12 protein-coding genes are annotated in these 22,355 nt (G+C 70.3%); 9 read left to right on the top strand and 3 right to left on the bottom strand.

The features are described 5' to 3' along the window. Positions 1-123: 123 nt before the first annotated feature. The 9 genes from WS95_RS07900 (at position 124) to asnB (ending at position 9,048) form a co-directional block, all read left to right on the top strand. The gene (locus WS95_RS07900; RefSeq protein ID WP_059823183.1) at positions 124-600 is read left to right on the top strand and encodes a hypothetical protein; all 477 of its coding nucleotides are present in this window, start codon (positions 124-126) and stop codon (positions 598-600) included. 52 nt (positions 601-652) lie between these two features. Beyond that, positions 653-1,540 carry a type III secretion system inner membrane ring lipoprotein SctJ gene (sctJ, locus tag WS95_RS07895; protein ID WP_034204428.1) on the top strand — a complete coding sequence of 296 codons (888 nt, stop codon included), beginning with the start codon at positions 653-655 and terminating at the stop codon, positions 1,538-1,540. Next, a complete protein-coding gene (locus WS95_RS07890) occupies positions 1,537-2,277 on the top strand; it encodes a SctK family type III secretion system sorting platform protein (protein ID WP_059823182.1) in 741 nt (246 codons plus the stop codon). The genes sctJ and WS95_RS07890 overlap by 4 nt, the downstream gene beginning before the upstream one ends. Continuing rightward, positions 2,259-2,888: a type III secretion system stator protein SctL gene (sctL, locus tag WS95_RS07885; RefSeq protein ID WP_059823179.1), complete on the top strand. Its 630-nt coding sequence runs from the start codon at positions 2,259-2,261 to the stop codon at positions 2,886-2,888. The genes WS95_RS07890 and sctL overlap by 19 nt, the downstream gene beginning before the upstream one ends. Next, entirely contained in the window at positions 2,885-4,267 is a 1,383-nt protein-coding gene (gene sctN / locus WS95_RS07880) for a type III secretion system ATPase SctN (RefSeq protein WP_059823178.1), read from the top strand. Before sctL ends, sctN begins: the two co-directional genes overlap by 4 nt. Next, positions 4,260-4,934 carry a hypothetical protein gene (locus tag WS95_RS07875; protein WP_059823176.1) on the top strand — a complete coding sequence of 225 codons (675 nt, stop codon included), beginning with the start codon at positions 4,260-4,262 and terminating at the stop codon, positions 4,932-4,934. Before sctN ends, WS95_RS07875 begins: the two co-directional genes overlap by 8 nt. Then, entirely contained in the window at positions 4,928-5,737 is an 810-nt protein-coding gene (gene sctT, locus WS95_RS07870) for a type III secretion system export apparatus subunit SctT (RefSeq protein WP_059502609.1), read from the top strand. The genes WS95_RS07875 and sctT overlap by 7 nt, the downstream gene beginning before the upstream one ends. Before the next feature lie 16 nt (positions 5,738-5,753). Then, positions 5,754-6,785: an EscU/YscU/HrcU family type III secretion system export apparatus switch protein gene (locus tag WS95_RS07865; RefSeq protein WP_059823173.1), complete on the top strand. Its 1,032-nt coding sequence runs from the start codon at positions 5,754-5,756 to the stop codon at positions 6,783-6,785. Positions 6,786-7,077: 292 nt separating this feature from the next. Then, on the top strand, positions 7,078-9,048 hold the full coding sequence (gene asnB, locus WS95_RS07860) for an asparagine synthase (glutamine-hydrolyzing) (protein WP_059823171.1): 1,971 nt from the start codon (positions 7,078-7,080) through the stop codon (positions 9,046-9,048). Between the two features lie 45 nt (positions 9,049-9,093). On the opposite strand, the gene WS95_RS07855 is transcribed toward asnB, so the two are convergent. The 3 genes from WS95_RS07855 to sctR all read right to left on the bottom strand — a co-directional run bounded on the left by WS95_RS07855 (position 9,094) and on the right by sctR (position 22,353). Beyond that, positions 9,094-20,685, bottom strand: a complete 11,592-nt coding sequence (locus tag WS95_RS07855) for an LWXIA domain-containing protein (protein WP_059823170.1) — start codon at positions 20,683-20,685, stop codon at positions 9,094-9,096. Between the two features lie 208 nt (positions 20,686-20,893). After that, entirely contained in the window at positions 20,894-21,682 is a 789-nt protein-coding gene (locus WS95_RS07850) for a lytic transglycosylase domain-containing protein (protein WP_034204437.1), read from the bottom strand. After that, positions 21,679-22,353, bottom strand: a complete 675-nt coding sequence (sctR, locus tag WS95_RS07845; RefSeq protein ID WP_059823168.1) for a type III secretion system export apparatus subunit SctR — start codon at positions 22,351-22,353, stop codon at positions 21,679-21,681. Before sctR ends, WS95_RS07850 begins: the two co-directional genes overlap by 4 nt. Between the last annotated feature and the right edge of the window lie 2 nt (positions 22,354-22,355).

Below are 22,355 nucleotides of genomic sequence, written 5' to 3'. Positions count from 1 at the left end.
GCCGGTCGCCGGCCGTGCCGCGCGACGCCGGATGCCGGGGCCGCCCGTGACGGGCGCCCGGTGCGGCGTGGGTGCGTGCCGGCCGGCCCGTTCCCGGCTCTGCCGGTCAAGGAGGACACGATCATGTCGGTAACAGGCGTAGGCGCGGCGCCGCCGGGCGCAGCCGCGCTCGCGAGCGCCGCGCAGCAAACGGGCGCGACGTCCGATCCGGCGCAGGTGCGCCAGTTCGATGCGCTGATGCAGCCGGGCGCGTCGTCGGCCGCTCCGCCGTCTTCGTCGGGCGTCGCGATGTCGCGCGCGCCGGCGGATGCGGCGCCGGCCGTGCAGATGACGCCCGCGCAGGCGAACCAGTCGTCGCTCGTCGAGCGGTTGCGCACGTACGGCAACGATCTCGACGCGCGGTACGCGAACATCGACAAGCACCGCAGCGAGATGCTGACGTCGATGGCGGACAGCCGCAGCGACCCGCTGATGACGATGGTGAAGGCGATGGATTTCCAGTGGACGGCAACCACCACGATTTCGGAATACCAGTTGAGCCTGTCGGTTGCGCAGGCGGCGAACGGCTTCACGCATACGGTGCTGAAGACGCAGGAGTGATGGCGCTCGTGCGGGCCGCAAGCGGCCTCACGCGCCCTGAAGCGGACAAACGATGACGACGATCGATTCGACGCCGCGCACGCATGCGTGGCGCAGCCGGGCGGCGCGCGCGCTGCTCGCGGGGCTGCTCGTGCTGTTGGCCGGGTGCCAGAAGGAGCTGTACTCGGGCCTGTCGGAGCGCGACGCCAACCAGATGGTCGCGGTGCTCGGCGACGCGGGCATCAGCGCGTCGAAGGACAACGATGCGCGCGACACGTCGGACCGCAACGCGTGGCTCGTGAGCGTCGCGGACGGCGACATGCAGGCGGCGCTCACGGTGCTGCAGGCGAACGGGTTGCCGAAGCCGAGCTATGCGAGCCTCGGCGAGCTGTTCCAGAAGCAGGGCCTCGTATCGACGCCGGCCGAGGAGCGCGTGCGCTACCTGTACGGCGTGTCGCAGGATCTGTCGCGCACGCTGCAGGACATCGAGGGCGTGGTGGTCGCGCGCGTGCAGGTCGTGATTCCGGAGAACGATCCGCTCGCGGACAAGATCAAGCCGTCGTCGGCCGCGGTGTACATCCGATACCGGCAGGGCGTCGACCTGCGCGCGATGGCGCCGATGGTCAAGGATCTCGTCGCGCACAGCATCGAGGGGCTGCAGTACGACAACGTGTCGCTGTTCCTGCAGCCGGCCGCCGCGCGCGCGACGCGCGTGGACGGAATCGGCAGCGCGGTGTCGGACATCCTGCGATTGCGTTCGCCGCTCGGCTGGCTCGTGTTCGCGCTGATCCTGCTGACCTGCGCGGTGATCGCGCTGTCGGCCGCCCGGCGCGGGATGTTCGGCGCGCGGCTCGCGGGCCTGCTCGGCGCGCCGCGCGGCGCGAACGGGGGCGGCGGCGCGGCCGCGCAGCAGGCAGGCGGCGGGCTGCGTACGCCGGACGGCGCGCGCGACGGCGCATGAGCGATCCGCACGCGCTGGCGGCGGGCGATGCGGCCGAGGCGGCGCTGCTGCCGTGGCTGCAGCCGCTTGCGCCGCCGCCCGCCGCGCGCGCTGCCGCGTTTCATGCGCTGGTCTGCGACTTCAACCTGCGGCCCGACCGCTATCTGCACGTGACGCGCGTGCCGGCCGAGTGGCCCGCGCGCTACCGTTCGCCGGACGCGTTCGGCGCGGCGGGCCGCAAGCTGCTCGCGCGGCATCTGCTCGACGTCCACGGCGTGGCCGACCGGCACGACTTCGCCGTGGCGAATCCGTGCGCGCGGCTCGCGCTGCTGCCGGGCGCGGCGCTCGAGCAACTGGCCGCGTATGCGGGGTTGCTGCTGCACCGCGCATGGCTGCGCGACGCGCTGGCCGGGCGGCGCATCCGCGCGGAAGTCGCGGCGCGGCTCGGCGGCGATGCGCTCGAACTCGCGCTCGAACGCGCGCCGGAATTCGGCGCGCTCGCCGAAACGCTCGAACCGTGGCGCGCCGATCCCGCCGCGCTGCCGGCCGTGATCCGCGCGCGCGGCGGCCGGCTGCTCGCGGATTTCATCGGCGTGGCCGGCGACGCGGTGGCGCGGCGCGTGCGCCTGAAATTCAACCGCGCGATCGACGACGAAGCGCCGTACTGGCTGAACCGCGCGCAGCGCGACCAGTTCGGCGAACTGATGTTCCTGTTTCTGATTCCCGAGAGGCTCGCGTCATGGGACTGGCTTTTCTGATCACGAGCGACAACCTGCAGCTGCTGTCGGAGCGCAAGGTGCTCAAGGAGCGCGAATACGCGGCGTTGCTCGACGCGTCGGCGGTGATCGCGACCGCGCATGAAGAGGCGGCGCGCATCGTCGCCGACGCGCAGCGCGAATTCGACAAGCGCCAGGCGGCCGGCTACGACGAAGGCATGCGCCGCGCGCAGCGCGAGCAGGCCGCGCAGGCGTACACGCAGGCGCTCGCCGCCACGCGCACGATGGAGACGATGAAGGACGCGATGGCCGATATCGTCGTGAAAGCCGTGCGCGCGATCGTCGGCGAGATGAGCACGCAGAAGCTGTACGAGGCCGCGCTCGCGCGGATCGCGCCGCTCGTGCGCGACGAGGCGTTCCTGATCGTGCGCGTCGCGCCCGGCCGCACGGAGGAGATGCGCGACGCGCTCGACGGCGCGTTCGCGGGGCAGTCGAACCGGCAGAAGATCCGCATCGTCGAGGACGCGCAGCTCGAACGCCACGCATGCACGGTCGAGACGCCGTCCGGGCGCATCGACGCGAGCCTCGACCTGCAGATCGACGCGTTGCGCCAGGCGATCCGCCGCGACGCGCTGAAGGGCGCCGCGCGATGAACGCGCCGCTCGACGATACTCAGCCGTTCGGCGGCGGCGACGACGACGGCGTGCCGTTCGATCGCGGCCGCCTCGTCGGCGAGCTCGACGCGGGGCTCGCGTTTTTCTCGCCGGTGTCGGTACAGGGCCGCGTCAACCACGCGGTCGGACAGATATTGAATGCGACGGGCATTCGCGCGCGGCTCGGCGAAATCTGCGAGCTGCGCACGCCGAACCAGCCGACGCTGCTCGCGGAGGTGGTCGGCTTCTCGCGGCAGACGACGCTGCTGACGCCGCTCGGCGACGTCGCGGGGCTGTCGCCGGAGACGACCGTCGTGCCGTCCGGGCGCGAGCACGTATTTCCGGTGGGCGAGGGGCTGTTCGGCCGCGTGCTCGACGGGCTCGGCCGGCCGCTCGACGATCGCGGGCCGGTGACGGGCGCCGCGTGGGTGTCGACGCAGCAGGACCCGCCGAATCCGCTCGCGCGCAAGATGATCGACACGCCGTTTCCGACGGGCGTGCGCGTGATCGACGGCTTGATGACGCTCGGCATCGGGCAGCGCGTCGGCATCTTCGCGCCGTCGGGCGTGGGCAAGAGCACGCTGCTCGGGATGATCGCGCGCGGCGCGCAGGCCGACGTGAACGTGATCGCACTGGTCGGCGAACGCGGCCGCGAGGTGCGCGAATTCATCGAGCACAGCCTGTCGCCCGAGGTGCGCGCGCGGTCGATCGTCGTCGTGTCGACGTCGGATCGCCCGGCGATGGAGCGCGTGAAATCCGCGCTGGTCGCGACCGCGATCGCCGAGCACTTCCGCGATGCGGGCAAGCGCGTGCTGCTGCTGGTCGATTCGCTGACGCGTTTCGCACGCGCGCAGCGCGAGGTCGGTCTCGCGAGCGGCGAGCCGCCGACGCGGCGCAGCTTTCCGCCGTCGACGTTCGCGGTGCTGCCGCGCCTGCTCGAACGCGCGGGGCAGGGCGCGCACGGGTCGATCACCGCGCTCTATACGGTGCTCGTCGAAGGCGACGAGGAATCGGACCCGATCGCCGAGGAAGTGCGCTCGATCCTCGACGGCCATATCGTGCTGTCGCGCAAGATCGCGCTCGCGAACCGCTATCCGGCGATCGACGTGCTCGCGAGCCTGTCGCGCGTGATGCCGCTCGTCGCGAGCCGCGCGCACCAGCATGCGGCCGCGCGCGTGCGCGAGCTGATCGCGAAATACCAGGAAATCGAGCTGCTCGTGCAGATCGGCGAGTATCGCGAAGGCAGCGACCGGCTCGGCGATCTCGCGCTGCGCGCGCGCGACGCGATCGGCGCGTTCTGCGCGCAGGCGTCGGACGAGGACGTGCGCTTCGACGCGCTGCTCGCGAAGCTGACGAAGCTGGCGAACGATCATGTCTGAAGCCGACGACCGCCTCGTGCTCGCGACGCTCGCCCGCCTCAAGCGCGTGCGCGAGATGCGCAGCCAGATCGCGCGCGTCGCCGCCGCGCGCCAGCAGGGCATTGCCGCGCAGAGCCGGCGTGCGCTGGCGGCCGCGCAGGCGCAGCTCGCACAGCAGGTCGCGGCGAAGGCGGCGATCCAGGCGCGGCTCGCCGACGACGTGCGCGAAGCGCGTGCATTGCAGAACGCGGCGGCCGATACGCGCACGTTCGACCGCCATATCGGCACCGCGAACGCGTCGGTGAGCGAGGCCGCGCACGTGCATCGCGGTCACGAGGCGACGCTCGCCGACCTGCAGCGCGCCGCGCGCAAGGCGAAGGCCGCCGAGGACAAGCTGGAGAAAGCCGGCGAGAAGGCGCTGCACGCGCGCGCCGCGCGGGTCGAGCGCGACGCTGACGAAGTCGCGGACGGCTACGCGGTGCGGCGCTTCGCGACGGGCGGCACCTGGTTGGCCGGCGCGGGCGACGCGTCGGGCCATGCGTCCTCGCCGCAGCAGGCAGCCGCCGCGTTCGATGCGGCAATGACCGAAACGGAAACGGGCTCCGATCTCGCCGCCGACGCCGAAGCCAACGCCGGCGCCGCATCCGACGATCCCGCCCCGCCCGCCGTCGCGGAGCGCCGATGCTAGATCAGGCCGCGGGCTTCAACGACGTCGCCGGCATGCTGCGGCCGCTGCTCTACGTGATGCCGCGCCTGCTGCCGATCATGTTCGTCGTGCCGGTGTTCAACGAACAGATCGTCACGGGCCTCGTGCGCAACGGGATCGCGGTCGTGATCGCCGCGTTCGTCGCGCCGACGATCGATGCCGCGCAGGTGGCCGCGCTGCCGTTCCTGATGTGGTGCGTGCTCGTCGCGAAGGAGGCGATGGTCGGCATGCTGCTCGCGGGCGCGTTCAGCGCGGTGCTGTTCGCGATCCAGGGCGTCGGCTACCTGATCGACTTCCAGACCGGCAGCGGCAGCGCCGCCTTCTTCGATCCGATGGGCGGGCACGAGGGCGGCCCGACATCGGGATTCCTGAATTTCGTCGCGATCGCGCTGTTCGTCACGGCGGGCGGGCTGCAGGTGCTCGTGCAACTGTTCGCGCAGTCGTACGCATGGTGGCCGATCGGCTCGCTCGGCCCCGATTTCTCGTCGATGCTGCAGACCTTCATCGTGCGGCAGACCGACACGATCTTCGAATGGATGGTGAAGCTCGCCGCGCCGGTCACGATCGTGCTGGTGCTCGTCGAGCTCGGCATCGGCCTGGTCGGCCGCGCGGTGCCGCAGCTCAACATCTTCGTGTTCTCTCAGCCGCTGAAGAGCGCGCTCGCGGTGCTGATGATGATCCTGTTCCTGCCGGTGGTGTACGCGTCGCTGCATTCGCTGCTGAGCCCCGACAGCGGATTGATGGCGTTGCTGCGCGCGCTGTTCGCCGCGCACGGCGGCGGCTGAGCGCGCCGGAGCCGACATGGCCGAAAAGGACCAGAAGCCGACCGCGAAACGCTTGCGCGAGGCGCGCGAGAAAGGCGACGTGCCGAAGAGCGCGGAAACGGTGTCGTCCGCGTTCTTCGTCGGCGTGTGCGTGGCGCTCGCGGTGGGCATCGGTTCGCTGTTCGCGCGACTGCAGGCGCTGTTCCGGCTCGTGTTCGACGCGGTCGGCGCGGCCGATCCGTCCGCGCGGCTCGCGGTGCTGATCGACGGCGCCGCGCGCGACTGGGCGACGCTGTCCGCGCAGATCGTCGCCGCCGGCCTGCTGGTCGGATTGCTCGCGGGCTTCGTGCAGGTGGGCGGCGTGATGGCGTGGAGCCGCCTCGTGCCGCAGTTGTCGCGGCTCAATCCGGCCGAGGGGATGAAGAACCTGTGGTCGCTGCGCAATCTCGTCAACCTCGCGAAGATGCTGCTGAAGACGGTGCTGCTCGTCGCGACGCTCGGCTGGCTGATCGTCGAATCGCTCGACCCGTCCGTGCAGTCGGGCTTCACGCGGCCGGTCTCGATCCTCGCGCTGATCGTGAAGCTGCTGATGCTGCTGTTCGGCTGGGCGGCGCTGATCTACATCGTGATGGCGCTGATCGACATCGTGCACCAGCGGCACGAGTTCAACCAGAAGATGAAGATGTCGATCGACGAAGTGCGGCGCGAGCACAAGGAGGACGAAGGCGATCCGCACATCCAGGCGAAGCGCCGCCAGCTCGCGCGCGAAGTGCAGTTCGCGTCGCTGCCCGACCGGATCGGCTATGCGTCGGTGGTCGTCTATTCGCCGCGTGTCGCCGTCGCGCTCTACTACGGCGGGATCGGCTCGCTGCCGTGGGTGCTCGCGCGCGGCGAGGGCGACGCGGCCGAGCGGATCGTGCGGCTGGCCCGCGACGCGCTGCGCCCGACACTCGCGAACGTCGGGCTCGCGCAGGCGCTGTACGAGACGACGCCCGAGAACGGCACGATCCAGCCGCAGCATTTCCGCGAGGTCGCGCAGTTGCTGAAATGGGCGACCGGCGCGGGTTGACGCGGGGGCGGTATCGCCGTCGGAATGTGGCCCTTTTTTCGATTTGCCGGTGTCACCGGGCGACTGGCTGCGGGCGACCGGCTGCGGGCGACTGGCCGATTCGATATGGCCCCGTCGCGCCGCCATGCGCACACGGCGCTTGACGTCTATTTTTTTCCGCACCCCGCCAACATTCACTGGTGAATTATTGCTGATTTATTTCTTCGTAATATGGCTCGACCGTCATGCCCGACGGCGGGCCGCGAGGTTGGGCCGCGCGTGACGGAACAGGTCAACAGGGGCAGACAAATCAATGTGCGGAATCGACGGCTTTCTGAATAGCGTCGCCTTCGATGAGGAGACAGCGCGCGGCACGCTCGCGCGAATGACGGCGAGCCTCGCGCATCGCGGGCCGGACGGGCAGGGGATCTGGGTCGACCCGGAAGCCGGCATCGCGCTCGGCCACCGGCGGCTCGCGATCGTCGACCTGTCGGTGCACGGCCGGCAGCCGATGGCTTCCGCGTGCGGCCGCTACGTCCTCGTCTTCAACGGCGAAATCTACAACCATCGCGAACTGCGCGCGGAGCTCGAACGCGCGGGGCGCGCACCGGCGTGGCGCGGCCACTCCGACAGCGAGGTGCTGATCGCGGCGATCGTCGCGTGGGGCGTCGAGGCCACGTTGCGCCGCGCGACCGGCATGTTCGCGTTCGCGCTGTGGAATCGCGCGTCGCGGGTGCTGACGCTCGCGCGCGACCGGATCGGCGAGAAGCCGCTCTACTACGGCCGGGTCGGCGACGCGCTCGTGTTCGCGTCCGAGCTGAAGGCGTTGCGCGGCTATCCGGGCTTCGACGGCGCGGTCGACCGCGACGCGCTGTGCCTGTACCTGCGTCAGTCGAGCGTGCCCGCGCCTTACACGATCTATCGCGGCATCCGCAAGCTGCCGCCCGGCACGTACATCCAGTTCGAGCATGCGCGCGACACGCCGCGCGTGCGGGCGTACTGGACGCTCGAACAGACGATCGAGGCGGGCCGCGCGCAGCCGTTCGAGGGCAGCCCCGACGAAGTCGTCGGCGAGCTCGACACGGTCCTGCGCCAGGCCGTCGCGCGGCAGATGGAAGCGGACGTGCCGCTCGGCGCGTTCCTGTCGGGCGGCATCGATTCGTCGACGATCGTCGCGCTGATGCAGGCGCAATCGGCGACGCCGGTCGACACGTTCACGATCGGCTTTCACGAGGCCGGCTACGACGAAGCCGGATACGCGAAGGCCGTCGCGCGCCATCTCGGCACGCGCCATACCGAGCTTTACGTGACGGCCGACCATGCGCTCGCCGTCGTGCCGAAGCTGCCGTCGATCTACGACGAGCCGTTCTCCGATGCGTCGCAGATCCCGACCTTTCTCGTCTCCGAGCTGACGCGCCGGCACGTGACGGTGAGCCTGTCCGGCGACGGCGGCGACGAGCTGTTCGGCGGCTATACGCGCTACTTCCTCACGCCGCGCCTGTGGCGCAAGCTGCATCGCGTGCCGGCCGTCGTGCGCGCGCGGATCGCCGCCGCGTTGCATGCGCTGCGGCCCGATCACGCGGACCAGCTCGCGGCCGTCGCGCAGGGCGCGTGGGGCGGCGGCGTGGAGACGCGCGAATCGTCGTCGCGCATCGGCGATCGCCTGCACAAGCTCGGCCATGTGATGACGGCGGAGAGCCGCATCGGGCTGTACCGGCTGCTGATGTCGTCGGTGCATCATCCCGAGCGTATCGCGTTGGCGGGGCAGGAGCCGCCGACGCCGCTCGACACGGTGTCCGCGTGGCCGGCGCATCTGAGCTTCGCCGAGCAGGCGATGGCGATCGACACGCTCACGTACTTGCCGACCGACATTCTCGCGAAGGTCGATCGGGCCGCGATGGCCGTGAGCCTCGAGACGCGCATGCCGTTCCTCGATCATCACGTCGTCGAATTCGCATGGCGCGTGCCGGCATCGGTGCGCTTGCCGGAGGGGCAGCCGAAGGCGCTGCTGCGCCGGCTGCTCGACCGGTACGTGCCGTCCGCGCTGATCGACCGGCCGAAGCAGGGCTTCTGCGCGCCCGTCGACCACTGGCTGCGCGGCGCGCTGCGCGACTGGGCCGAGGCGCTGCTGCATCCGTCGCGCTTGCGCGACGAAGGCTTCTTCGATGCGGCGGCGGTCGAGCGGCTGTGGCGCCAGCACCAGACGGGCCGGATGAACTGGCAGCACCCGTTGTGGACGGTGCTGATGTTCCAGGCGTGGCTGGAGGCGCAGCGCGCGGGGTGACGGCAGGCTCGCGCCCGCCGCACGCGGTGTGCGGCGGGCCGACCCTCATCCGACCACCAGCGGCGTGCCGATCGGCAGGTGCGCGGGATCGCGCGCGGCCGACGGATTGAGCTGCAGGATCTCGTTGAGCGCACGCGCATCCTGTTCGCCGCGCGTCATCGCCTGCTGGTCGGCACGCGACACGTGCGCGGCGTCGAGCAGCGACTGGCGATGCCGGTCCGCGATCACCCACAGCGAATCGCCGTCGACGACGATATAGGGCTGCGCGGCGCTCGACGGCGACGGCGGGGGCGACGGCGTACCCGGCGGCGACGGTTGCGGCTGGGACGGCGTGGCGCTCGGCGACGGCGACGGCGATGGCGACGCGCTCGGGGACGCACTCGGCGAAGCACTCGACGATGCGCCCGGTGCGACGTTCGACTGCGATGATCCGCCGCCGAAAAGCCAGTCGAAGAACCCGCCGATCACGGGCGCGATGCCGACCGCGAACTTGTAGCCGAATGCGGCGACCGGGATCATGACCACCGCAGTCGGGATCCGCTTGACGAAAGGCGTCGCGTTCGGGAAGTGCGTATTGAGCCGGCCGGCGAGCAGCAACGAGGTCATGGTGCCGGTCGCGATGGCGACACTGTGCTCGCCCTGCTGCCATTGGGACACGGTGGAGAGTCCGCCGAGCGCGACCGACGCGAAGTCGCCCGCCGAATCGAGCAGGCGCACGACGCGGCTGCGTTTGTCCGCGTTCACGCGTCGCGACACCATCAGGAGCGACGTACCGGCGTAGGCGGTGCCGATCACGCCGCTGGCAATGGCCGTCCAGCCCAGCGTGACGTCGAAACCCGTGAGCGGGTGCGTGGGATAGAAGGTCTTGAGGATGCCGGTCGCGACCGTCGCAACCGACGCGACCGTCATGCCCGCGCGCGCCGTGATGCCCAGCCCGCTGCGTGGATTGCCCGCGTGCAGTTGCTGCAGCGACGTGCCGCCGACGAACCCCTGCATTTGCGTGAGCACGTCCTCGGCGAGCGCGGTGATGTTCGTCTTCGCGTCGTCGAAGCTCATCGTCCCCTGCTGGTATTGCTCGACGTATTGCGCCGCCTTCGCCTGCGCATGGCGTACCGCGGACTTCAGTTGAGCGAGTCGATGCGGACCGTAGTCGTGCGTCGTGGAGTTGAACTGGCGCTCGAGCGTCGCGCCGAGGCTCGTGATGGCTGCCACCGCCGCCCTCGGGTCGCCCGACTGCAGGCTGCGGATGGCGCCTTGGTGCATGACCTGGAACACGCGTCCGACGCGCGACACCAGCAGAAGCGACGACGACGCATTGCCCAGCCCGGTCGTATCGAGCTGATGGAACCCGAGGCCGATTCCGGTCGACAGGCCGACGACGGCCCCGCCCGCGAGCCATGCGTTCCGCAGGTCCGAGCGGGCTTTCGACAATCGGTGCACGCGCAGCGCGTTGATCCGTGCGCTGGCCTCGTCCATCGTGGCGCTCGGCATATCGGGCTGCGCGATGGCCTTGCGCGCGTCGCCGATCGGCAGCGACGCGTCGTACTGCAGCGCTTTCTGGCCGGTGACGTCGTTCCAGTACACGCGGCTGTCGGCCGCCGATACCGATGCGAGCGACGGTCGCCCGGCCACGCCGCCGCCATGGCTGTCGAGCCATTTCCTGCCGGCCTCGTGGGCGAGCCTGGCGAGCCGGTTGTGGGGCGCCTTGCTGTTCCATTGCGCTTGTGACGTCTCGTTCGTCGCCCGGCGAGCCTGATTCAGCAGTGTCGACGTGTTGCCTTCGTACAGCGCGTCGCGTAATGCCACGATCTCGGCGTCGGACATCTTGTGCGTCTTTTTCGCGATGCGCTCGATTTCCGAGAACAGGAATCGCTGCTGGTTCGCGAAATCCTGCATGCCGACCGGTTCGAACACACGCGTCAGCGCATCGCCGCCATGCAGTCTCGCGAATTTTTCAGGGGCGTTTTTTCCGTAGTCGGCGATCTTCGCCGCCAGCGCGCGTGTCAGGTCCGCATTCGCGATGAAGTCGTCGCCGTGCGTGCCCCATGACAGGCCGACATGCACCCAGTCGAGCTGCTTGCGGCTCAGGATCGCGTCGAGCAACGCGACGTGGCCTTCGCCCGGCACCGGTTCGAGCACGGCGTCCGAACCGTGGAAGGTCAGCAGCACGAGCGGCGACGGCTTGCCGCCGTTCTGCGCCGCCCATGTTTCGAGCGCCTCGCCGATGCGCCGCATTTCCGCGTAGCCGTCGTTCGTGCCGGCCATCGCATGGCCGTCTTCCAGCGACACGCGGGGCCGCGACGGTGCGGCTTCGATGCGCAGCAGGAAGCCGTATTCCGAGGCCGCCGTGAGCCACTTGTGCAAGTGGGCGAGATCGTCGAGTTCGAGCGTGTGCTGCGTGCCGTTGGCGTCCGTGCGCGTGAGCGTCGCCGTATCGTCGTCGTAGCGCGCGCCGGACGGATCGCCGAAGCGTTTGGCGCGCTGGATGAACCCCGGATCCTGCAGCGCGCCCATCGCGGCGGCGAGCGAATACGGGTCGACCTGCAGCGCGACGGCCGGCAGCGCGCCGCCATACCGCTTGATGTAGCGCTTCATCTGCTCGGGATCGTCGCGCAGCGAGAACGAGCGCGACATCGGGACGAAGCGGTCGGCGAGATCGGTCAGCCTGGCCTGCGTGGCCAGCTTCACGTATTGCCTGATCAGCTTTCTGTCCGTGCTGCGCGCCGCGCCGATCCAGTGCGCGCCCCGCATGAACAGGTTGTGCCGGGCGGGGACGCGGGTGAAAGCGCCGTGCGGGTGCAGGCTCGATGCCTCGCGCCACATGTGCAGCGTCCCGAAGATCTTCTTCGCCAGTACGGCATCGGCGAGGATGGCCTTCGGCGCGTCGGTGAACGTGAGGCCGTTGCCTTCCTTGCGCCCCACGTCGCGCTTGCCCCATTCGGTGAGGCGCTCGAGCGTCGACGCGAAATCGGCGATCTTCGCGTTGCCGTAGCGCGTGACCGATTCGACGATCGCGCCCGATACGTACGCAGGCTGGAACGGCTTGAGCGCGATCGGTTTCGGGGGCGGCGCGGCGGGCGGCGTGGCCGGCGCGACGGCGGCCGGCTGCGTTCGCTGGGTGCCGCGCGCGGCCTGCTTGCCTTTGCGACCTTTTCGGCCGGCCTTGCCGCGTTTGCCCGCTTGCGTGCCGGTGCCGCCTTGGCTCGCGGCGGGCGGGGACGCCGCCGCTGCGGCCGGCTGCGCGGCTTGCAGCGCGGCCGCCTTGAGCGCGGCCGCGCGCGGCTCGAATACGTCGGGGGCGAGCCTGGAAAGCAGGAAATGCTGATTGCCGCCATACGGCCCGCGGCCGATCGTCGCCCGCTCCAGCGGCAGGCCGGGATTGTCCGGGTCGCGGAACTGGCCGACGTCGTCGTACCAGCGCACCGTGCCGTTCTCGACCGCGATGAGGCCGGTCAGCGACCCGGTCAGCACATCGGTGACCGTGCCTTCGTGGTCGTACACGTACACGTAGTGCCCGTCGGGAATCTTGCCCATCTCGAGCGCGCGTTTCAGCTCGTCGGCGTGGTGCGCGTTGAAGTCGAGCGCGCCGTCCGCCGTCGTCGGGAGGATGTCGGGCAGGTCCGCCTCGGCTGCCGCGCGGTTCTGGCGCCGCAGCGACGGATGCATGTTCCCGAGCGCGCGCTGCACGGACACGTCCGGCTTCGACAGCGGCGCCTTCGGCTTGCCGATCGGGCGGCGCATCTTGGCCGGCGCGAAGCCGCCATAGCTTTCGACGACGTCGTGCGCGACCTTCGCGACGACGAACTGCACGCCGCGGCGACCGTCGGGCAACGCCCAGCAGCGGCGCCGGAACGCGGCGGCGAGCTCGCGCGATTCGATCGTGGCATCGCCGAGCGACGTCTTTTCGACGTACGTCCATTTCCCGGCGCCATCGCGCGTCGCGTAGCCGAGCACCTTGCCGGTCTTGCGTTCGACCGCATAGACCGTCGTTCCCGGGCCGGGATCGTGTCGCGCCGCCGGTTTCGGTCGCAGGAAGCGCGGCGCGCTGTCGAGCTCGTGCACGTTTGCGACGACCTCCGCGTCGACGCCCGTGTCCGACGGCTCGACATCCCATGCGCGGCGTTCGCCGAAATACGCGTCGACGCGCGCGGCGCCGCCAAACTTGTGCAACTCGGCGAGCGTGACGGGCGACACGTAGTAATCGTAATTCCCGCGGCTCGCGGCGCCTTTGTCCTTCAGTGAGAGAAACGCGTCCTGCAACAGGTGCGGATCGATATCGGCCGATGCCGCGTTCTTGTCGACGAACTTGCCCTGTGCGTTGGTCCGGAAGTTCGCGATGAATTCGGGCAGCGGATGGATCGCGTCGCGCCGGTCGGCGGGGCGGTCGGTGCGCAGCGCGATCAGCACGTGCGCGTCGGTGCCGAATGCTGCCTTCATCGCGTCGATGCTGTCGAGCTGGTCGCCGTCGACGCGCAACAGGTCGCGCTTGCCGTGCGACGCGAGCAGATCGAGCGCGCGCTGTTCGCGCTTGGCGGCCTTGCGGGCGGCGAGCCCGCGTGCCGGCCGAGGCGCCGGCGAGGCTGGCGCGGCCATTTCGCGCGGCACGCCGCCGGCCTGCATGTGCGCGATCTGGCTCGCGTAGTAGTCGCGGTAGGTCGCGTAGCCGGGCACCGACGGCTCGGCGTCGCCGAACGCGTCCGCGAGCCGGCGCAGGCCGGCTTCGTCGCCGGGCATCACGCGGTCGGCTTCGCGCGCGATCGCGTCGGGCAGGATGACGTCCTTCGAGATGTCGATGCCCATGTCGTCGATGAGCGCGCGGCGTACCGCGAACGCGTTCGCCTGCGCACGCGCTTCGGCCATCAGCGCACGATCGACCAGCGTGTCGCCGGGTGCGCCGTCGAGCAGCAGGCGTCCGGCGATCGCATCGACCGCATGCTGCGCCTCGTGCGCGAGCGCGTACACGAGCGTACCGGTGTGGCGCATCCGGCCGTCGAGCACGATGCGCTGCCGGTCCGTATCGATCCGGCTGCCGCGCCCGGGCCGGCCGACCACGACTTTCCAGCCGGCGGCCTGCGCCTGAGCGAGCTGTCCGCTCAGCAGCGTCGAGCGGTCGACGAGCGCGAGCGCTTCCTTCGACAGCGGCGCGCCGCCGAACCGCATCCGGATCCGCGTGATGATGGACGGCTTCTGAACGAACGCGTCGGGCGGCAGCGTGTCGGCGATGATCGGGCGCGCGATCGCGATGTCGCCTTGTTCGAGGCCGTGCGTGAGCAGCCGTTCGAGTTCGGTGAGTTTCTCGAGCGTGCGCAGGTGTTCGATCGGGTCGCGCGAGACCGGGCCGGGATCGCTCAGCAGGAAGTCGCCCTGGCGCGTGAAGATGCCCTGAAGGTCGAACGCGATGCCCTCGCGTTCGACGACCGCACGAATAGTCCGGACGTGTTCCAGGGCGGCCCGCGTGACGACGCGCGGCAGCGCGCCGGTCGCGGCCATCGTGTGCGTATGCAGGACGCCGAGCGGGCGATACAGCACGCCGACGCGGCCGAGCACCGAGAACGGGCCGCTCATCGTGACCGTCTGCAATCCGTACGAACGCAGATCGTCGAGCGCGAGCCGTTCGTCGACCGCCGCACGCACGTGACCGGATTCCGGGTGGGTGTGGCGATCGTAGATGCCGAGCGCGGCGTCGTCGCCGAGCGCGAATACGGTTTTTTCGCCGCCGGCGCCGAGCAGTTCGCCGGCTTCGTGCGCGACGTCGACACGCGCGTTGCGGTCGCCGTGCGCATAGACGCCGAGCGGGTCGGCGTTCAGCGGGCCGAGATCGTGCGGCGCGGCAGGCGCCGGATCGAGGCGATGGAACGTGCCGGTATCGAGCAGCGCGCCGTGCGCGCCAACCGCTTCCGCGGGCGCGGCATACACGGGCCGTTGCCACAGGTTCGCGAGCCGCGCCGCATGCGCGGCGCCGTCGTGCATCGCGGCGAGCACGATCGCATAACCTTCCTGCACCACGAACGGCGGCGCCATCTCGAGCAGGTATTCGTGCGCGCTGACCGGCCGGCCGTCGACGAGCAGAGTGCCGTCCGCGCGCGTGTCGGCGTGCAGCACGACCACGCGGCGCCCGGGGTCGATCGTGAAATGACGCGTGCGCGCGGCGGCCAGCTCGGCGGCATCGGGGCGCTCGCCCGCGCGGTACGGCGACGCGATTTCGGCATGCGCGCGACTCCAGGCGACGCGCGCATCGAAGCGGGCGACGCCGCGCGATGCGGTGCCGGTTTCGTCCATCCGCGGCGCGGGCATCCGGCGCGGCATGCCGCCGCGCCCCTTCTGGCGCGACCACGCGTCGTTGTAGAACGCGCGATAGGTCGCGCCGTCCGCCCCCGACGTGTGCACGTCGCCCAGCGTGCTCGCCAGTCGGTCGACCGTGCCTGCGTAGTCGTGCGACCGCCCGCGCCAGTTCGCGCCTTCGCGCGCGATTGCGTCCGGGTGAGCGAGGTGCGCGGCAATGTCGGTGCCGCTGGCCAGCCTGATTTCGTAGCGGGCCTCGAACGCGCTGATCTGCGCGCGCGCCTCGGCCTCGAGCGCCTTGCGCGTGAAGCCGCCGCGCTGCCCGGAGTCGTGGTCCAGCACGCCGGCCATCGCTTCGACGGCCTTGCGCGATTCGCGCGCGAGCACGTACGTGATGCTGCCGGCATCGCGGAGGCCGCCGTCGATCGTCACGCGGCGCTTGCGCGTATCGACGTGGCTGCCGCGGCCGCGTTTGCCGATCGTCACGCGCCAGCCGGCGTCCTGCAGCATGCGCAACTGCGTCGCGAGCGTGCCCGACTGCATCGCAAGCGCCTGTACGGCTTCCGGCAGCGGCGCGCCGCCCAGCCGCATCTGCATCCGCGTGATCCAGCCGGGATGCGGGGTGGCGTAATCGGGTGTCGCGGTGCCGGGCGTTTCCGCGGGCGCGGCGCGGGCCGGATCGTCGGTCGGCACGGGCGGGCGTTCGTCACCGGCATGCGTGCGGGCGGTCTTGCCGCCGGTGGCTTCGGCGCTCGTCTCGTCGCCGCGGGATGCGGCGGACGTCCCGCGCTCCGCTGCGGGTCGGGCCGCTGCTTCGGCAACGGCGGGGTGGTCCGGTTTGACCACCACGAGCACGCGGTTCGGCGCGCTGAATATGCCGTCGTGCGCGGTGACGGGTTCGGGCGTGGCGACCGCGCGCGGCATCGCCGGCTCGTTCGGGCCGCGCTTGCCCGCGAGCACGATCAGCGTTTCGTCGGGCGCCGCGGGGCGCGACGGCGCCGGCGATGCTTCTTCAGTCACGGCGGCTCCGGAAGGGCCGTTTTCCATCGCCACCGCTTCCGGTTCCGGGTCGAAACGCAGCACCCGCGCATCGGCGCGCAACTGGCCATCGGCGCCGAATGCGTCGGGCGCGGCCGCATAGACGGGTTTCTGCCAGCGGTTCGCCAGCTCGGGCGCAAGTGCCGCGTCGTGCTCGCCGGCGACGACGATCACGGGCTCGTCGAGTGCCTGCGGACTCGGGGCGGGCGTGCCCGGATCGCGGCTCGCGCCATTTCGCACGAGATAGACCGTGCGCTCGCCGACCTGCATCGGCTCGACGCTCGGCCCGCGCGGCACCGCGATGCCGGCCGGGTCGGACGTCGCCGGCCGCGTGGCGGGCGCTGCGTCCGTCAGGTCGACGACCCGTACATCGACGCGCGGCGGCGTGCCGTCCGGCTTCGTGCGCGTGCCGGCGCCGGCCGGTTCGTCGCTCTCGGCGGCGCGTGCAGCGGCGCCACGGGTGGCCGTCGTGCGGTCCGCGTCGATGTCGTCGTGCTGCCGGTCGGCCTGCGCGCGCGCCTCGCTCGTGCGCTGCGTACTGTGGGCATCGTGGGCCGCATTCGCGCTTTCACCTTCGGCGGCGGCCTGCTGGACGCGGCGTGCCTCCCTTGCCGCGGCGTCGCGCAACTGGCGGTGCAGGTCCTTGCCCTGATCGATGACCTCGTCCAGCCTGTCGAGCCGCGATTTCGCGACGATGTTCGACGTCGTGCCGATGGCGCCGTCCGGGCCGAACGTCAGGCGTTCGCCGGTGTCCGTGACGCTGTCGACCCGCGTGCCGTGAGTCCACGCCTTCGGTGAAGCCGACACGACGGACAGCGTGCCGTCCTGGCCGAGCACCACCGACTTGCCGGGCGGCAACCGCTTCGCCGACGTCTTGTCGAGCACGCGGATCGGCTGGTCTTCGTAGGTCAGCACCTTGTCGCCGACCATCAGTACGCCGTCGGGCGCGACCTTCACGGCCTCGCTGTCGAGCGTCGCACGTGTGCGGTCGGCCGACAGCGACGCGGCGCCGTCCTTGTTCAGGATTTGCCCGATCGTCCGGTCGTCGATCTTGACGACGTTGCCATCCGTCGTGTGCGCGGCGATCGGTCGTCCGGTGCGGGTGCGGATGCCCGTGACCGCGCGTTGCTTGGCCGCCCCCGCACCCATCAGCGCGGTGTTGATGACGCCGGATTCGAACGCTTCGCCGGCCGCCTTCGTATTGCCTTGCCACAGGTCGACGCCGGATTCGACGAACGCCTCGCCGGCGCCGGCGACACCGGTCGCGAACGCCGTCCGTTCCGCACCCTTGGCGATGACCGACGCGACCTTCGTCGTGACCGCGCGCTCGAACAGCTTCGTGCCCGCGAGTTTCGCGGCGCCACCGGCGGCCATCGGCACGAGATTGATGTAGTCGGCGCGGGCGCCGGCGTCGAATGGGCTGATGCTCTGGTCGTGCTGGACACGGTTGGCGAGATCGAGGCCCGCCTTCGTCATCGCGGAACCGATCGCCGTGTAGGTCATCCCCGCGCCGATGATGTTCAGCGGCACGCCGATCGCCGCGCCGATCACCGTGCCGTCGAGCGCCGTGCCGATCACCTCGAGCGCCATTCCGCCGAGCAGCATCCCCATGTTGACGCCGGTGCCCGTGAAGAAATTCAGCACGGAGTCGAACGTACTGTCGTTGTGCGCGGCCTTCGACACGAGCTGCGGCGCGCCGTTCTCGTCGTGGCCGGTCAGGATGTCGACGGTGCCGTCCGACGACAGCTGATTGCTGTCGAGATAATCGTCGATGCTGTCGTAGTTGCCGGCCGATTCGTCGATGTAGTGCGTTTTGCCGTCCTTGCCCGTTACCTTGAACAGCGCGCTCGTCGTCGTCCCGGTTTCCTTCGCGGCATACACCATCGGCAGCACGCTGATCTGCGTGTCCTTGCCGCCGCCGACCGACAGCAGCTTGTCGCGCACGGCGTCGATGACCGACAGCTTGTCCTTGTCGACGAAGCGCGCAGTCGAATCCTCGGCAGCCGAGACGGATGGCGACGAAGCATCGGCCGGCACGTCCGGCTGTTGCCCGAGCGCGATGCCGATCAGGTTGCGCTGCCGATTCTCGCCGAGCGAGCCGAACGCGATCGTGCCGCCGTTCCCGGTGCTCAGGCTGGCCGCGTCGAGCATCGAATTCGACATTTCGGTGCGATGCGCTTCGTAGAAGTCATGCATCGCCTTCTTGTAGTCGTCGGCCGCGTCGGATTTCTCGTCGACATAGCGCAGCCGCTCCTCGAGGCCCGCGTCGAACCGGTCGAGCAGAACCTGCTGGCGCGACGTGTCGCGCAGCAACTGCAGTTGCGGAAGGGCGTTCTCCGCCTTCGTGACGGCGTCCCGCGCGTCGTTCAGCTCGGATTGGTACGGGTTCGGGCGATACGACGGCGCCGGCATCACGTCGCCGTCCGGCAACGTGCGCAGCCGCAACGGCGGCGGGTTGGCGGCGGCCCATTCGTCGTACTGCTTCTGCTTGGCGGCGAGTGCACGCTTTGCCTGATCGACGTCGTCCTGCGCGTTGCTCAGTGCGACGTCGGCTGCACGCGAATTGACGTCGTCCGACAGCCGGTTGCTGGCCATCCTCAGCGCGCCGGCGACCACCTGCAGGCGTGTGGCGTCGATCTGCGTCGGGCCGTTCGCCGCAGCCGGCAGCGGCATCGTCGATCGCGACGGGTCGGTCAGCGACAGGATCGGCGCTGACGATGCGGCATGCCTGCCGGTCGGTACGGGCGCCGCGAAGGCCGTGGGCAGCGACGGGCTCGCGCCCGGCGCGGCACCCGCGGCCGTCGACAGCGACGAAAAGGGCGCCGGCGGTGCGGCGGTCGACGTCAGTTGCGGCGGTTGCTGGAAAAACGGCTTCAGCAGCGGCTGCTGCGCCTTCACCTGCGCGCTGATCTTCGACGCCTGATCGTCGTACTGCTGCGCGAGCGTCGCACCGTACGCGGCGACGAAGCCGTCGTGCGCGATGCTCGCCTGCTGTTTCGCCTTGTAGAGCTTCGTGTACGCGGCGGTGAGATCGAGATCGACCTTCGCGTCGACGGGCGGCAGATGCGGCGGCCGCGGGTTGTCCTTGTGCCACTTGTCGGACGCCTGCTGGGCGAGCGCACAGTCGTCCTGTGCGCCGTCGACCCGTTGCTGCGCGGCCAGCATCTGCAGATAGCCGCCGCTCGTGTTCGCGGCCGTCTGCGCGCGCTTGAGCGCGGCGTTCGCGTCCGAAGCCGAGTTCGGCGCGACGATCACCGTCCCCTGCTTGCCGGCGACCACGTCGAATTTCTGCTGTGCCTGCGCGAGTGCGATGGCGTCGTTGGCCGCGGCGAGCGCCGCGTTCGTGAGGTTCGCCGATTTTGCCGCGGCCGTGACGTCCTTTTGCGCGGCTTCCGGCGATTCGGGCGCCTCCGGCAGGTTCACCTGCAGATCCTGATCCGCCAACGCCCTGTTCAGCCGGCCGATCCCGGCGTCGAGTGCCGCCTTGTAGTCGGGATCGACGAGATACGATCGGAGCTGCGTACGGGCGAGGTACGCGTTCGACAGATCGGAAAAGTATTTCGCGGTACCGGCAGCCGCTTGCGCGTCGGCGTTTTTCCAGTCGTCGTAGCGCTTCGACTGCTCCGCGTTCTTGCAGTCGCCCGGCTTCGGTATCCAGTTCGGGTCGTTCGCGTGGTCGGGAAACGCGGCCTGCAGCGCCTTGAGCTTGTCGTTGGCCGCGTTCTGCGCGTCGCCCGGGTTCGTCACCTTGCCGTCGTCGTCGATCTGGATGCCGGACGGCTTGTCGGCGTCGGCCTGTTCGCGATACAGGATCGTGTAGCCGGCGTCGGTCGTCACGTTCAGCTCGCGCTGGGCGGTGTCGGCCGCCGTGCGCGCTTTCGCATAATCGGCCTGCGCGGCCTTGCGGGCCTCCGGCGTCGATTCGGGATCGCGGTTGACCACGTGCAGCACGTTCTGCGCGCCCTGCAGCGATTTAGACGCGTCGTCGTATTTCGTCTGCGCGTCCTGGATGGCCTGCCGTACCGCTTGCGTCGTCTTGTTCTCGACGGTGATGTCGGGCGGCGGCGCCGTGTATTGCGCGGCCATGCGCTGCATCAGCGACGTCGCGTCGGCGATCTCCGCGTTGGTCGGCTTCGACGGGTCGGTGGCCAACGACGCATTGACGGGAATCGGCGGAGCGGTGACCGGGTTCGCCGGGCCGGCTGCCGGATCGTCCTGTTTCGGTGGCGGCGGAGGAGGAGCAACGACAGGATTCAGCGTTTCCGACAGGAAGCGCTGCCAGTTGACGCCCAGTCCCAGTCCGTCGATCAACAGCATGCTCGTCTCCGTTGAGCCGCGCGATGCGCGGAGCACTCGGCGCACGGTACGTCGCGCCGTCAGCTTTCAAGTGTAAGGAGACGCCTCGCGGCTGGCATGCCTCTGTTTCGTAGCGTGGCGGCGCGGTCGGGAGGCGTGCGCAACGCGTGCTACGAGGCGCGCACGGCGCGGCGTTCGATCAGCGCACGGCGGCCAGCGCCGCAGGTCGTCACTGATCGAGACACCGCACGCAGAGCCGCTTCGCCTGGTTTGCCGGCAGCCCGCGGCACATCATCAGCACCGGGCGCGCATGGCACGACGGCGCATCCGCGGACGCGGCGGCCGACGGCAGGCGGCGCGCGCGTTCGGGCGGCGTCGCGGCGGCCGCGGCCATGCGCCGCTGGCGCGCGGGCGGCGGCGTGTCGGTCACGACGGGAATCGGCTCGATGCCGCCTTCGCGCGCATTGCGCTGCGCGCTCGCGACGACGCGGCTCACGTAGCCGCTCGAAAAACCGGTCGTGAAGTTGCCGCTGTAGTAGCACGACAGCGCCGCGCGCAACGCGGCCTGCGTGGCGCGGCCGGTGCCCGACGAGCGCGCGAAGCATTCGGTCAGGATCGCGCCGCCGGCCTGCAGGTTGCGGCACGGCTCGAACATCGTCGCTTCGTCGAGCCCGTATTTCGCGAAATTGCGTTCGTTCACCTGCGCGAGGCCCACGCTGTAGCTGAAGCCGCGCGACGACAGCTCGCGCGCGGTCGCGCGCGCCTCGTCGAGCGAGGCGGGCTGGCGCGTCAGGTGCCCGCCGACCACGCCGATCGCGTACGGATTGAAACCCGACTCGGTGCGCACGAGCGCGGCGAGCGTCGCGGGATCGACGTTCGGCGCGCAGGCGCGCGCCAGTTGCGCGAAACCGGCGCCGCCGCCGGCCGCCTGCGCGACGCGCGCCGGCAGGCACGCGAGCGCGAGCATGGCCAGCGCGCACAGGCAGGCGGCGGCGGTTCGCAGGCGGCGCGCGTTCATCCCGCCCCCGCGACGCGGTACGACAGCACGAGCCCGTGCACGAGCAGCGCCCAGCCGTCGAGCGCGACGAACAGCAGCAGCTTGAACGGCACCGAGATCGTCGTCGGCGAGATCATCTGCATCCCGAGCGCCAGCAGGATGTTCGCGACCAGCAGATCGACGACGATGAACACGATGTAGATCACGAAGCCGATCTGGAACGCCTTCGTCAGCTCGGCGAGCGTGAAGCTCGGCACCAGCACGAGCAGGTCGTCGTCCTTGATGCCGTCCGCGCGGTTCTTCGGCCAGACCGACGTCGCGGTGCGCACGAAGAATTCGCGGTCGCGCTGGCGCGTATGCGATACCAGGAAATCCTTGATCGGCGGCAGCGCCGCATCGGCGAGCGCGCCGATGTCCGAGGTCGACAATTGCCCCGACGCATCGAAGTGGCGCGCCTGCAGCGCGTCGCGGATCGACATCCCGACGGGCGCCATGATGAACAGCGACAGGATCAGCGCGATGCCGTTCAGCACGAGGTTCGGCGGCACCTGCTGGATCCCGAGCGCGGAGCGCAGCAGGCCGAGCACGACCACCAGCTTCGTGTAGCTCGTCACCATCAGCGCCGCGAACGGCGCGATGCCGAGCGCGGCGATCACCGCGATCAGCGCGACCGGATTCGGCAGATTGCCCATCG

Source organism: Burkholderia sp. MSMB1826, from assembly GCF_001526325.1.
Classification (GTDB): domain Bacteria; phylum Pseudomonadota; class Gammaproteobacteria; order Burkholderiales; family Burkholderiaceae; genus Burkholderia.
Note: the sequence above shows the minus strand (reverse complement) of the source record. Positions and strands in the feature narration are given on the sequence as shown.